The 12,258-nt window shown below is 71.2% G+C and carries 9 protein-coding genes; 3 read left to right on the forward strand and 6 right to left on the reverse strand.

The genetic code is table 11. The features are described 5' to 3' along the window. Positions 1-49: 49 nt before the first annotated feature. A complete protein-coding gene (locus tag JIX56_RS19155) occupies positions 50-2,404 on the reverse strand; it encodes a tetratricopeptide repeat protein (protein WP_257542271.1) in 2,355 nt (784 codons plus the stop codon). Further along, positions 2,401-3,747, reverse strand: coding sequence for a S1 family peptidase (locus JIX56_RS19160; RefSeq protein WP_257542272.1), 1,347 nt, complete (start codon positions 3,745-3,747; stop codon positions 2,401-2,403). The genes JIX56_RS19155 and JIX56_RS19160 overlap by 4 nt, the downstream gene beginning before the upstream one ends. A 92-nt stretch (positions 3,748-3,839) precedes the next feature. On the opposite strand from JIX56_RS19160, the gene JIX56_RS19165 reads away from it, so the two are divergent. After that, positions 3,840-4,175: a trypco2 family protein gene (locus tag JIX56_RS19165; protein WP_257542274.1), complete on the forward strand. Its 336-nt coding sequence runs from the start codon at positions 3,840-3,842 to the stop codon at positions 4,173-4,175. On the opposite strand, the gene JIX56_RS19170 is transcribed toward JIX56_RS19165, so the two are convergent. Continuing rightward, positions 4,172-5,452 (reverse strand): lipase family protein, encoded by a 1,281-nt coding sequence (locus JIX56_RS19170; RefSeq protein ID WP_257542276.1) that lies wholly within the window; start codon positions 5,450-5,452, stop codon positions 4,172-4,174. The two genes, JIX56_RS19165 and JIX56_RS19170, sit on opposite strands and share 4 nt — an antisense overlap. 342 nt (positions 5,453-5,794) lie before the next feature. On the opposite strand from JIX56_RS19170, the gene JIX56_RS19175 reads away from it, so the two are divergent. Together JIX56_RS19175 and JIX56_RS19180 are read left to right on the forward strand one after the other, a co-directional pair. Then, positions 5,795-8,098: a GMC oxidoreductase gene (locus JIX56_RS19175; protein ID WP_257542278.1), complete on the forward strand. Its 2,304-nt coding sequence runs from the start codon at positions 5,795-5,797 to the stop codon at positions 8,096-8,098. Further along, positions 8,091-9,593 (forward strand): patatin-like phospholipase family protein, encoded by a 1,503-nt coding sequence (locus JIX56_RS19180; RefSeq protein WP_257542280.1) that lies wholly within the window; start codon positions 8,091-8,093, stop codon positions 9,591-9,593. The genes JIX56_RS19175 and JIX56_RS19180 overlap by 8 nt, the downstream gene beginning before the upstream one ends. 33 nt (positions 9,594-9,626) lie before the next feature. On the opposite strand, the gene JIX56_RS19185 is transcribed toward JIX56_RS19180, so the two are convergent. Genes JIX56_RS19185 through JIX56_RS19195 form a run of 3 tightly spaced genes read right to left on the reverse strand, consistent with a single transcriptional unit; the run spans position 9,627 to position 12,249 of the window. Then, on the reverse strand, positions 9,627-10,940 hold the full coding sequence (locus JIX56_RS19185) for a diaminobutyrate--2-oxoglutarate transaminase (protein WP_257542282.1): 1,314 nt from the start codon (positions 10,938-10,940) through the stop codon (positions 9,627-9,629). Positions 10,941-10,988: 48 nt separating this feature from the next. Further along, entirely contained in the window at positions 10,989-12,011 is a 1,023-nt protein-coding gene (locus tag JIX56_RS19190; protein ID WP_443031842.1) for a TauD/TfdA family dioxygenase, read from the reverse strand. A gap of 28 nt (positions 12,012-12,039) precedes the next feature. Beyond that, a complete protein-coding gene (locus tag JIX56_RS19195; RefSeq protein WP_257542284.1) occupies positions 12,040-12,249 on the reverse strand; it encodes an MbtH family protein in 210 nt (69 codons plus the stop codon). Positions 12,250-12,258 lie beyond the last annotated feature (9 nt).

Raw genomic sequence — 12,258 nt, forward strand, 5'->3', positions numbered from 1 at the left:
GTACGGCCGGACCACGACCCGAGGCCGTGGAACGGTCGTTGTCGTGCGGTCAGATCACGGTCTGTGGCCGTACCGCGTGCGAAAGGTCCACGAGGTGTTCGTGGGCGGCGGCCGACTCCCCGTGGCGGGCGGCCAGTTGCCGGTAGTGGGATTCGATCCGGGTCCGCAGCTCCCGCTCCTGCGCGCTGAGGCGTCTCAGACCGCGGGCGTCGAGCCGTCCGCCGTGCCCTGCCTCGGGCCCCGGCCGGTCATTGCGGCTGTACAGCGCGTCCAGTTTCCATTCGTACAGTTCGGTGCTCAGGCGCAGCGCCTCGTCCTCGGACAGGCTGGGCTCGCCGGCGCCCGGTTCCCGGCGTACGAGGCCGCGCAGTTCGGCCACGGCCGCGTCGACCTCGGCGGGGGCGGGCAGCGGATCGCCGTGTCCGGGCAGCCGGGCCGCGCGGATGCGTAAGGAGGCGATGCGGGCGACGGTGTGGTCCAGGGTGCCGGGGCGGACCCGGCCGAGGACGTCGAGGGCGGCCCGGCGGTCGCCCGCGCGCAGCGCGAGCCGGGCGAGGCCCAGGGCGGCGCCGCCGTGCGCGGGATTGCGGGCGAACACGGCCTCGTACAGCTCCTTGGCGGTGGGCCCGGCCGTGTCGTCGCCGAGCTGCTCCCCGCAGTGGGCGAGGGCCAGTTTGGGCGCGTACTCGCCGGGCAGTTCGAGGCGGACCCTGGTGAAGTGGGTCTTGGCCTCGGCGACCCGCCGCGGGTCGTCGTCGAGGCCGGCGCGGCGCAGCGCGACCAGGGCGCGGTGCCACTCCAGCCGCCACCGGCGCACGGCGGACGGCCCGGGTATGGAGTCGGCGGTGTCGAGTTCCTCCTGGGCCCGCTCCAGGTCCTCCCGGGTGTTCCGGCCCAGCAGGACGCGCACGTTGTGCAGCCGGATCTCCACCGAGGGCGGCTTCTCGTCCTCCTGGCCGAGGAGCCGGTCCGGGTCGTAGCCGCTGCTCACCTCGAACCGCGTGGTCTGCGGATCGCCCGGGTAACGCCTCGGCACCGGCAGACAGCGGGCGATCTCGGTGGGAGTGGGGGTGCCGAGGTCGAGGGCGGGGGCCGTGGGCGGCTCGTACCGGTCGCGGCGGGGGCGGTCCAGCCAGTGCTCGATGCCCGGCACCGTGCCGAGCCGGGCGCCGAGCAGTTGCGGGGAGGGCCAGAAGTAGTCGGAGGGCTCGGGCGGGTCGCTCTTGCCGCGCAGGGCGCGGATCTCCCGCAGGGCGCCCCGCAGTTGGCCCGCCATCTCGCGGGCATCGGCGAAGCGCAGGCCCGGGTCGCCCCGGGTGGCGCGGTCGACGACTCCCCGGAAGGAGGCGGTGCCGAGGCCGGGTACCTCGTCGACGGCCCAGCCGGCGAGTTCCCGCAGGGTGACGCCGACGGTGTGCAGGTCGTGGGCGACGGTGGGTACGGGCGAGGACCCCGTCTCGGGTGCCATGTAGTCGGGCGTGACATGGGCGGGCGGCTGGCTCTGCCCCTGTTCGCGCATGCCGCCGAGATCGATGACCTTGACGCCGTCCCCGTGGTGCACGACGTTCGAGGGCTTCATGTCCCCGTACACGAAGACCCGTTCGCCGCCGGCGTGCAGATGGACGAAGGCTTCGAGGATCTGGCAGCCGTACGCGGCGACATGCTCGATGTCGAGGACCGACTCTCCGCGCCGGGTCTCCTGGACGACCTTGTCGAGGGTGCCGTCACCGACGTCGTCCATGACGATGTAGCCGCCGGTGACCCGGCCGGTGCCGTCGCGCCGGGCGACGAAGTCGCGGATCTGGACGATGCGGGGGTGGCGGATGGCGACGAGGTTGCGGCGTTCGACGTCGGCGAGCCGGGCCCCGTCCTGCTCGTAGCGGTTGAGCATGCCCTTGACGGCGACCACGTCACCGAGATGGGTGTCCTCGGCGAGATAGACCCAGCCCTGGCCGCCGTGGGCGATGGGTCCCATGATCCGGTACTGGTCGCGCAGCACATCGCCCTGGGCGAGTTCGGGCCGGTACGAGTAGGGCTCGCCGCAGGCCGGGCAGTGCCCCTCGACCTGCACCGGGCCCACGGTGTAGGGCGGCGCGAAGACGATGCCGCACTCGGCGGAGGAGCAGACCATGCGGACGCGCAGCGGCGCCTCGGGATGGATGAGGCGTTCCGGCGCGGGGCGCGGCGCGCGCTCGGGCAGCGCGAGGAGTTCGCCGGGGCCGAGGTCGCGGGGGTTCTCGGGCAGTGCGGGCAGCCGGGGTCCGTCCTTCGCGCGGCCGCATTCGGCGCAGTGGCCGGTGGGCAGCACGGTGCCGCCGCAGGGGGCGCCGGTGAAGCGGCGGTGCGGGCAGGTCGTCGTCCTCTCGTCGTCCTTCTGCTGCCCGGGCCGGGCGGCGTGCCTCATGGTCTGCCTCCGGTGCTCCGCAGGTCGGCGCGCAGGGTTCTGATCAGCTCGCGCAGCCGGGCGAGTCGCTGGTGCGGGTCCGTCAGGTCGTCGAGCAGGCGGCGCTCGGCCCTGCGGCGGTCGGCCGTCTCGGTCACGGAGCCGAGGGAGGCGCTGTCGACGACGCCGAGGCGGACCGCGCGGCTGAACTCCGCGCGGTCCAGCCGGGCGAGCAGCAGGTCCGCGTGGCCGAGGAGCGCGGGCAGCAGGAGTTCGTCGCGGGCCGCGGTCCAGCCGGTGCCGCCCTCGTGCCGGAAGACGAGCAGCAACCGGAAGCCGAACAACCGTAATCGGGCGAGAAGTCCGATCAGAGGTCCCGGCTCGGGCTCCTCGTCGAGGCCGTCGACGAGGACCGTGATCCGGTCGGCGGGCGCGAGGGCGGGTGCCTGCGCGGGCCGTGGCCTGGTGCCGAGCAGCCAGTCCCAGTACGCCAGGTACTGGCCGGGCGGGAACGCGATGTGGCTCAGGGCGTGGTCGGCGAGGTCCGGTCTGCTGGAGCCTCCGCCGCGGTAGACGAGGTCGGCGCGGTGCGGCAGATGGCGCAGCGAGCGGTCCTTGCCGCTCCCCGGGGGCACCACGGTGATCTTCACCGGCTCCGCGTCGGGGTCCTCGAACCACCGGTTCACCCGCTCCTCGAAGTCGTGGTCCCAGGCGTACGGGCTGCTCAACTCCTTGATGAGCGGCGAGAGTTCGGCGATGCGCTCGACGGGGATCAGATACGAGAAGGCGAGCCGGTTGTTCTCGGGCAGCACCTCGCCCATGTCGCCGCGCCAGCTCACGACGAGGCCGACCACGCGGGCGGGGCGTCCTTCGTGGGGCCGGGTGCAGACGGCGGCGCCGCTGAAGCCGGCGCGCACCACCTCGGCCTTGGTGACGGCGTCGAGTTGCACCCGCTCGCCACTGGCCCCGCTGATACGGCCCCACAGGGTCATGCCGTCGTCGAAGCCCTCCGCGTAGCCGGTCGCGTGCACTTCCGTGCCGCTCCACAGCCTGGGTTCCAGCGGGGCCGGGCGCGCCTGCGGGCGCGGGCTCTCCAGGCGCAGTACGGCGACGTCCTCACCGCCCCCGGCACCTCCGCCGCCCTCGGCCTCGGGCAGCCAGCCGCCGGGCCGGACGCGTGCGGCCACCGGTGCGAGGTCGCTGTTCTCGGCGAACTCCAGCCACATCACGGCGTCCGGGCTGCGCACCACATGGGCGCAGGTCAGCGCCGTGTGCTGGTCGACGAGCACGCCGGCGCCGCAGATGGGGCCGTGCGCGCCCTCGCGCCGCAGCCGGAGTCTCCAGTCCGCACGCAATTCCCCCATGCTGCCTCACACTACGCGCGGGGCATGGTGCGTCCCTAGACTTGTGAACCAACTTGGATCGGTCAATCAACGCAATCCGACGGGGAGTTGACATGGGCGACACCGAACCGGTCGGTCTCGCGGAGGCCATCGGCACGGTCCGCGCGGAGCTGGCACGGGCCCAGGCCGAAGGCGCGGCGAGCGACTGGCGGTTCAGTGTGGAGCAGGTCAGCCTGGAGTTCTCGGTGCAGTTCCACCGGGCCGGCGAAGGCGGCGCGGGTCTCCGCCTCGGTGTGGTCGAGGCCCGCCTCGGCGGCTCCGTGAGCCATGACGCCACCCACCGCATCCAGGTCGACCTCAAACCCCTCCCCCGCCCCGACGGCCACCACCACGAGGTGAGCCGCGAGGACACCACCGCCCACCACCGGCCGGGGCACCAGCCTCGCTAATCGCCGAATTCGTCCGACACACCACGAGGGGTCAGGGTCCCGATGTAATGGGCGGGAAGGTGGTCCTCCAGTGAGTACACGACAGGAAGAGCCCGCAGGATCTGGGATTTCCGCGCGGCGAACGTCGACGCGCCGAGCGCGAACCCGAGGAAGCTCGACATCTGCGACGTGTAGACATCCGTTTCGCGCCACTCGCCCGTCTGCCGCTGGTACGAGGATCCCATGTACCTCAACCAGCCGGACACACTCTCCCGGAGATGCGAGATCCGGTATCGGTACTCCCGCCCGAAGTGCATGAACGGCCCTGCCGTCACCGGCGGAAAATGCGGAATGACATCATCGCCGTGAATGTAACGAACGATCTTCCTGCTGAATTCCTTGTTGTCCTCGCAGGCCCTGGCGAAACTCGGATCGCCGATCATGGGCTGACCGAACGTGTACACCCCCTTGAGGAGATCGGCGACAGCCTCGTACTTCTTCTCGTTGTGCAGCATCGCGGCCATCATCGCGGCCATGGCCCCTCCGAGACTGTGCCCGGTGATGTACAGCGCCTCGAGCTTCCCCGGCATCCTCTCGGGTTCGCCGTTCCACGGTTTGCGCACCGACCGCCCTGCCACGGCGCGTCCCAGCGCCTCCATGACTTCATGGCGCGTCGCCCGGACATTGCGGTAGAAGCCGGCGTGCACGCTGGCGCAGGGATCTTCGAACTGGTAGTTGATCCTCTCCGGTTCGACATCGAGGTCGGTCAGGCCGTTGGCCAGGTTCGTCGGTTCGGTCCCCCTGTAGCAGAGGATGACCACCTTGCCGTCGGCGCTCTGGACCAAAAACGCCCTGGAGCAGATGAACATGGCGTCGACCGTTGCCGAGACCAGACGGCAGTGGTTCTTCTCGAGCCCCATCCTCGCCATGATCATCGAGACCGTTTCCGCCCCTGAATAGGCGTAGCCGGAACAGACGGCCATGGTGTGGGCGGCTACCGGATCGGGATGCTCCACGATGTCCGTCAGACGCGTCGACAGGTCTTTGTAGACCGGGAATCCGTCGGTCTGCCCATACCCGTCGCCCATGTCGTCGTACGCGGCGCCCATGTCGCCGGTTGCCAAGGCCTGGATGTTCTGTTCCCCGTCAGGGTGGTTGAACGGCCGGAGCTGCCGGTACGACGGAGCCTCCGTGTCGACGGCCCACAGCCCGCCGGTGTCCGGCAGGTATCGAATCACCCGCACGTCATGCCCGTCGGGGGACGGCACGTCGATCGCGGTCGGGGGATTCTGCGTCAAGGCGCACCTCCGGGTCGGGGGAGTTCGGGAAATGATGAGGCGTCGGCATTTCTCGCGGTGCCCTGCGGCGAGGAGCGGAATCAATACCGGCCATGAGTCGATCTACGCTTTCCGCGCATGGGCGGGCCCCCAATCACCGATGCGCGAGAGATCACCCTTCTGGCCTCATCGCCCGCCAATGCGGGAACGCGGGAACGCGGGAATACGGCGATCCGTAAGCGTCCTCGAATTGCACGCGGCCGTCCCTGCGGTGAAGCTCGGACCGCGGACAGCTGACCCACGAGGCATGGCGGATACCCATCCCGCGCCATCGAGGACATGACGGAAGGAAGGCGGGGACGGATGCGCCAGCATTACGACGCGCTCGTGATCGGCACCGGTTTCGGCGGCGCGGTCTCCGCCTGCCGGCTGGCCCAGGCCGGCCTGCGGGTCGGTGTCCTGGAGCGCGGACGGCGCTACCCCCTGGGGAGCTTCCCCCGGAACTGGGACAACCCGCTGAACGGCTGGCTGTGGTCGAAGGGCCAGGGGCTCTTCGACGTACGGCCCTTCAGCGAGATGACCGTGGTCCAGGGCGCGGCCTACGGCGGCGGCTCGCACCTGTACGCCAATGTCCACCTCCGCGTGCCCAAGGACGGGTTCGAACGGGGCTGGCCCAGCGTTTATGACCGCGCCGAGCTCGATCCGTACTACGACCTCGTCGCCTGGATGCTGGACCTCACACTGGTCAGCGAGCGGCAGCCGCTCGGGATGCCGCCGAAGACGACGGCGATGCGGGAGGCGGCGCGGGCGATGGGCCGCGAGGGACAGTTCGCGCTGCTCCCGCTCGCGCTGAACCTCGGGGAGCCGGAGGTGATGCGGCCCAACAAGTTCGGCGTGCTCCAGTCGGGCTGCCGTCACTGCGGTGAATGCGACATCGGCTGCAACGTCCAGGCGAAGAACACCCTCGATCTCAACTACCTGGCTGTCGCGGAGCAGCACGGGGCCGAGGTGGCCACGCGCTGTGAGGTGACCCGTATCGAACCGCTGTCCACCGGCTACCGGCTCACGTACACCGATCACGCGACCGGGGCCGATCAGACGGTCGGCGCGCCGGTCGTCGTGCTGGCGGCGGGCGCGGTGAACAGCACGGAGCTGCTGCTGCGCTGCCGTGACGAGTACCGGACGCTGCCGAAGCTGTCCGAGCGGCTCGGCCACCGTTATTCGGGCAACGGCGACTACCTCGGGTTCACCTTCGGCACCACCGCGGCCCTGGAGCCGTCCCGGGGGCCGGTGATCACCTCGGGCATCGTGCACGACCGTGGCACCGGCAGGGGGCGCCGCTGGTTCATCTTCCAGGAGGGTGCCTTCCCCCGCGAGATCGCGGCGCTGGTTCGGCTCCTCGACGAGGGCGATCCGCGCTTCGCCGGTCTGCTGCGCGTACAGGACGAGGCGTTGGAGGCGATCCGCAGCGCCGGGCGCGAGCGGATCGGCACCCGGCCGGAGGGTACGGACGAACACACCGCGGTGTTCCTGGCGATGGGCCGGGACACGTCCGACGGCCGGATCTCGCTGCTCCCGGTCAGCCACGATCTGCGGGTCTCGTGGAACCTCGGCGACAATCTCGGGCTCTACGAGACCGAGGAACGGTTCTGCGCCGATATGGCCGCGGCGCTCGGCGGCCGGTCCGGAACCAACCCGCTGTGGCGGTCCCTGCGCATTCCGGTCTCGGTCCACAATCTGGGCGGCTGTGTGATGGCCGACGACCCGGCGGACGGAGTCACCGACACCGGGGGCGAGGTGTTCGGCTACCCGAACCTGTTCGTGCTGGACGGCGGCTGCCTGCCGGAGGCGACGGGCGTCAATCCGTCCTTCACCATCGCGGCGGTGGCCGAGCGGAACATCGAGGCGGCCATCCGCCGGATCACCGGCCGGGCCGAATGGCGCGCGCCGGAGCGGGAGTTCACCGTGCCGGTGCCCGATCCGCTGGATGACGTGCTGATCCCGGTGGGCGGCACCCCGGCGCCGAGCGCCCCGGGAACCGGGCTGGCGTTCACCGAGACCATGGGCGGCACCGTGCGAGGCGGTGATCCGCGCGAGGAGGGGGCGCCCGCCCGGTTCCGGGTGACGGTGACCGCCCCGGTGCTGGCCGACTTCCTCGACGACCCGGTCCATCCGATGGCCGCGACGGGCACGGTGCACGTCCGAGGAGTCACCGGCGTGCGGGGGGCGAAGGTGTCCGGCGGGGTGGTGAACCTGTTGACCGCCGCAGACGCTCCGGCCGCCCGACGGATGCTGTACACGCTGCCGTTCTTCGGGGTGGACGGGAAGCCCTATCTGCTGGACGGCGCCAAGGACGTGCGGGACGACGGGCGGTTCGACATCTGGGGTGCGACGACGACGCTGCACACGACGATCCGCCACGGGCACACACCCGACGGCGCGGTGCTGTCGTCCGGAGTACTGCGGCTCGGCGCCCTGGACTTCCTGCGGCAGCTGACGACCGTACGGATCACCGGGACCCGGAATCCCGTGCGCCAGGCCGAGGCCCTGGTCCGGTTCGGGGCCTTCTTCGCCGGGTCGGTGTGGGACGTCTTCGTACGTCCCCGTATTCAGCCGACCGGCCCCCTTGCCCGTCTCTTCCGCACCGAGGGAGCGTCCGATGACTGAAACCGCACCGCCCCGTACCAAGCGGTCCCTGATCCTGGCCGGCGGCGGGCTCAAAGTGGCGTTCCAGGCGGGTGTGCTGCAGGTGTGGCTCGACGAGGCGGGGCTGGTCTTCGACCATGTCGACGGCGCGAGCGGCGGCTCGTTCAACCTCGCGATGATGTGCCAGGGCATGTCCGGGACCGAGATCGCCGACGCATGGCGCCGGACCGAGCCGCTGGCCGGGGTGTCGGTCAACGTCCGGCAGCTGGCGCGGCCGGCGTTCGCCGAGTCGCTGTTCACTCTCGACGCGTACCGCGCGAACGTCTTCCCGGAGTGGGGGCTGGACTGGCAGAAGATCCGGTCGTCGTCCCTCGACGCCACCTTCAACGTCTTCAACGTGACCCGCCAGAAGCTCGAGGTACTGCCCCCCGCTCGTATGTCCGAGGACTTCCTCGTCGCGTGCGTGTCGCTGCCGATGTGGTTCCCGCCGGTGCGCATCGACGGGGACACCTACATCGACCCGGTGTACGTCACCGACGCCAACCTGGAGGAGGCGATCGCCCGCGGCGCCGACGAGATCTGGGTGGTCTGGACGGTGAGTGAACGGGGCGAGTGGCGTCCCGGCTTCGTGGCCGAGTACTTCCAGATCATCGAGGCGGCGGCGAACGGCACCTTCCGCCGCACGGTGGACCGCGTCGAGCGGAACAACGCCGCCATCGCGTCCGGCCTCACGGGCGAGTTCGGGCGGCACATCGAACTGCACGTCCTACGCGCGGAAGTACCGCTCCACTACCTGATCAACTTGAGCGGTGACCGGCTGCGCGAAGCGGTCAACCGAGGGGCCGAGACCGCTCGCTCCTGGTGCGCGGAGCGGAAGATCCCGCTGGCGGGCCCTCTCCCCCAGCCGCTCCGCGAGACGCCGGTGTCCCTGCGGTTCACCGAGGACATGCGCGGCAGGGTCACCGTCGGGCCGGACGGACCGCCCGTACGCCTCTCGGTGCACCTCACGATCGCCACCGACAGCATCGAACGCTTCACCGGCGACCCTCGGCACACCGCGTCGGTCACCGGGCAGGTGCACTGCCCGGCCTTCGGCGGCGTACGGGAACTGACCGACGGGACATTCGAGCTGTTCGTGGACGACGGCGATCCCACGCGCAAGGAGATGCGCTACCGGCTGCACTTCACCGACGACCAGGACAAGCCGCTCACCCTCGTCGGAGTGAAAACCGTCGAGAGCGGCAACCCGCTGCGGATGTGGAGCGAGACCACCACCCTGCGCACGCAGGTACTGCGGGGCCATGTGCCGGAGGGCGAGGAGACCATCGGCGAGATGGTGGCCGAGGGAGTGATCCGGCTGGGCGTGCCGGATCTCCTGAGGGAACTCACGACCTTCCGGGTGGAGGGCTCCTCCCCCGCCGCCCGTGCCGCGGCGCTGGCCAGGTTCGGCATGCTGTTCCTCGGCAAACTGTGGGACGTGTATGCCCGCCCGCTCCTCCACCCGGCCCCGTTCTGAGAAGTACGCCCGGTCTCTGCCTGAGCGCGTCGATCAGGCCGCCGTAGAAGCCGGTGCGGCAGGTGCGGGTGCTCCGGCCACCGTGGTGAGAACCGTGTCGCCGATGGTGTCCGCCACCTCCTTCCAGTCGGTGAGTGACATCGTGAGCGGTGGCAGCAGCTTCAGCACGTGCCCCTGGCCGGATGTCTCGGCCACGACACCCGCGTGGAACAGGGCCCGCCGCACCCCTTCCGCGGTCTCGGCGCGGGTGAAGCCGAGTCCGCTCATCGCGCCCTTGCCGACGACTTCGGCGACGCCCGTCGGAAGGGCGTCGGTGATGCTCGTGAGGCTGGTGCGGATGGCGGCGGCCAGTTCCGCGGTGTGGTCGGTGAAGTGCGGGTCGGTCCAGTGGTCCAGGGCGGCCGAGCCCGCCACGAAGGCGAGGTTGTGGCCGCGGAAGGTGCCGTTGTGCTCGCCGGGTGCCCACTGGTCGATCTCGCGCCGGATCAGCAGGGCCGCCATCGGCAGCCCCATCCCGCTGAGCGACTTCGACAGACACACCAGGTCGGGGCGGAGTTCGGGGGCGTCCTCGAAGCTGAAGAAGGTGCCGGTGCGTCCGCAGCCCGCCTGGATGTCGTCCACGATCACCAACGCGCCGGTCGTGTCGGCGAGTTCGCGGATCCTGGCGAGCCAGGGGCGGGGCGCCGTGTGCAGCCCGCCCTCCCCCTGGACCGTCTCCAGCAGGATCGCGGCGGGCGGGGCCGCCCGGACGTCCGGGCCCAGGGCGTGTTCCAGGGCGGTGACCGGGTCGCTCCCGTCCGGGCCGGCCGCGTCGCCGTACGGGAGGACGGTGACGTCGGCCAGGGGCACCCCCGCCGCCCCGCGCAGCAGGGGGGAGGCCGTCGCGGCCAGTGCTCCCAGGGAGGCGCCGTGGAAACCTCCGGTGAAGGCGATCACGTCGGTGCGTCCGGTGACCTTGCGGGCCAGCTTCAGGGCGGCCTCGACCGCGAGGGTCCCTGCCGGGCCGGGGAACTGCACCACGAAGTCACCGAGTCCGCGCGGGTCCAGGACGAGGCTGGTGAGGCGTTCGAGGAAGTCCGCCTTGGCCGCGGTGTGCAGGTCGAGCGACTGCACCGGTCCGCCGGCCGCGAGGTAGTCCATCACCCGCTCGACGATCGCGGGCGGGTTGTGCCCGTAGTTGAGCGATCCGGCCCCGCACAGCAGGTCCACGTAACGGCGCCCGGTGCTGTCCCAGAGGTGGTGCCCCGCGGCTCGTTCGAACACCACGGGGAAGTCGCGGCAGTAGCTGCGTACGTTCGACTCGTGACGTTCGAACACCGTGAGGGGCGTCCGGTCGGTCTCGGTCATGTCAGCACGTACCTTTCGTCGATTCTCGTGACGCGGCGCGGAGCGGCGTCACTTGACCAGGACCGATCCGTCGCCGGGGCGGTGGTCGCGGGACCGGCGGAGGTCACTGAACGCGAACGTCCGCTGGAGCCAGCGGTCGCGGCCGTCGTAGCGCGGGGTGAACGCCGAACGGCCGTGCAGCGTCACCCGGTTGTCGACGACGGCGAGGTCGCCGGGGCGCAGGCGCACCGCGGTGTACGTCCGGTGGGCCACCTCGCCGAGTTCGGCGAGGGCCGCCCGGGCCTCAGGGGTCACGCCCCGGGTGGCCGCCTCGTCGAAGCACCAGTCGGGGTCGTCCGGATCGCCGGTGAGCACGGCGTGCGCGGTGCTCCGGTCGGCCGGGCCGAAGGACGGCGGAGGCTCGGTGACGTACTCGGGGCGGCCGAGCGCGGCCCGGGTACCGGGCGTCAGCAGCGGCAGGACGCGGCGTACGCAGCTGGTGCGCAGTTCGGCGGCACCCTCGTGGTCGGCCCTCAGACACAGCAGCATGACGTAATCGGGCCGGTGGGGGTGGAAGGCGTTCTCGGTGTGGAAGGTGAGTTCGACCGAGCCGACATTGCCCTGGACCTCCTCCTGGCCGGGCACCGGCACCACGTCCTGGACCAGGGCCCCGGACTTCTCCGCCGCGAACGCGGCCGGGTCGCCCAGACCCGCGGCGAACAACAGCAGCATCGCCGCCGGCAGGGACGGCGTGTGCTGGACGGAGCCCTTCACCATGGGGGTCGGGGGCAGGTCCCGGGCATCGATGGGGAGCCGCCTGAGGACGAGGCATCCGTCGGGTCCGGAGTGCCTGCGGAACTCCCGTACGATCCGCCGTACTTCGGTGGGGCCGTCCTCCCAGGCATGGCGGGCGTGGTTCACCCAGGCCGGGTCGTCGACCCGGTCCCCGGCGTGGCCCAGCAGTTCCGACGCCACCTGGCCCAGCCCGGCCAGGGTGCGAGTGCCGAGGCGTACCGTCCCGTCCTCCGCCCCCGAGGGGTACGGCGCCGGGGCCGTACCGGGGGGCGCCTGCGTCGTTCCGACGCTGCTCACGTGTGTGTTCCCTTTCGTCTTGTTCGAGTCACTCGCCCATGGCCCGGACGAGGCTCTTGGGGCGCAGGTCGGTCCACTCGCGCTCGATGTACGCCAGGCAGGCGGCCCGCTCCCCGGGGCCGAAGACGGTGGTCCAGCCGGCCGGCACGGCCACGAAGTCGGGCCACAGGGAGTGCTGTCCCTCGTCGTTGGCCAGGACCCGGTAGGTGCCGTCGGGGTTCTCGAAGGGATTGCTCATGGCGGATCA

Origin of the sequence: Streptomyces sp. CA-210063 (assembly GCF_024612015.1) — a bacterium.
GTDB lineage: Bacteria > Actinomycetota > Actinomycetes > Streptomycetales > Streptomycetaceae > Streptomyces.

Excerpts from the sequence above, each read along its gene's own strand:
- JIX56_RS19155 (WP_257542271.1), bottom strand. The coding sequence starts at position 2,404 with ATGAGGCACGCCGCCCGGCCCGGGCAGCAGAAGGACGACGAGAGGACG.
- JIX56_RS19160 (WP_257542272.1), bottom strand. The coding sequence starts at position 3,747 with ATGGGGGAATTGCGTGCGGACTGGAGACTCCGGCTGCGGCGCGAGGGC.
- JIX56_RS19165 (WP_257542274.1), top strand. The coding sequence starts at position 3,840 with ATGGGCGACACCGAACCGGTCGGTCTCGCGGAGGCCATCGGCACGGTC.
- JIX56_RS19175 (WP_257542278.1), top strand. The coding sequence starts at position 5,795 with ATGCGCCAGCATTACGACGCGCTCGTGATCGGCACCGGTTTCGGCGGC.
- JIX56_RS19180 (WP_257542280.1), top strand. The coding sequence starts at position 8,091 with ATGACTGAAACCGCACCGCCCCGTACCAAGCGGTCCCTGATCCTGGCC.
- JIX56_RS19185 (WP_257542282.1), bottom strand. The coding sequence starts at position 10,940 with ATGACCGAGACCGACCGGACGCCCCTCACGGTGTTCGAACGTCACGAG.
- JIX56_RS19195 (WP_257542284.1), bottom strand. The coding sequence starts at position 12,249 with ATGAGCAATCCCTTCGAGAACCCCGACGGCACCTACCGGGTCCTGGCC.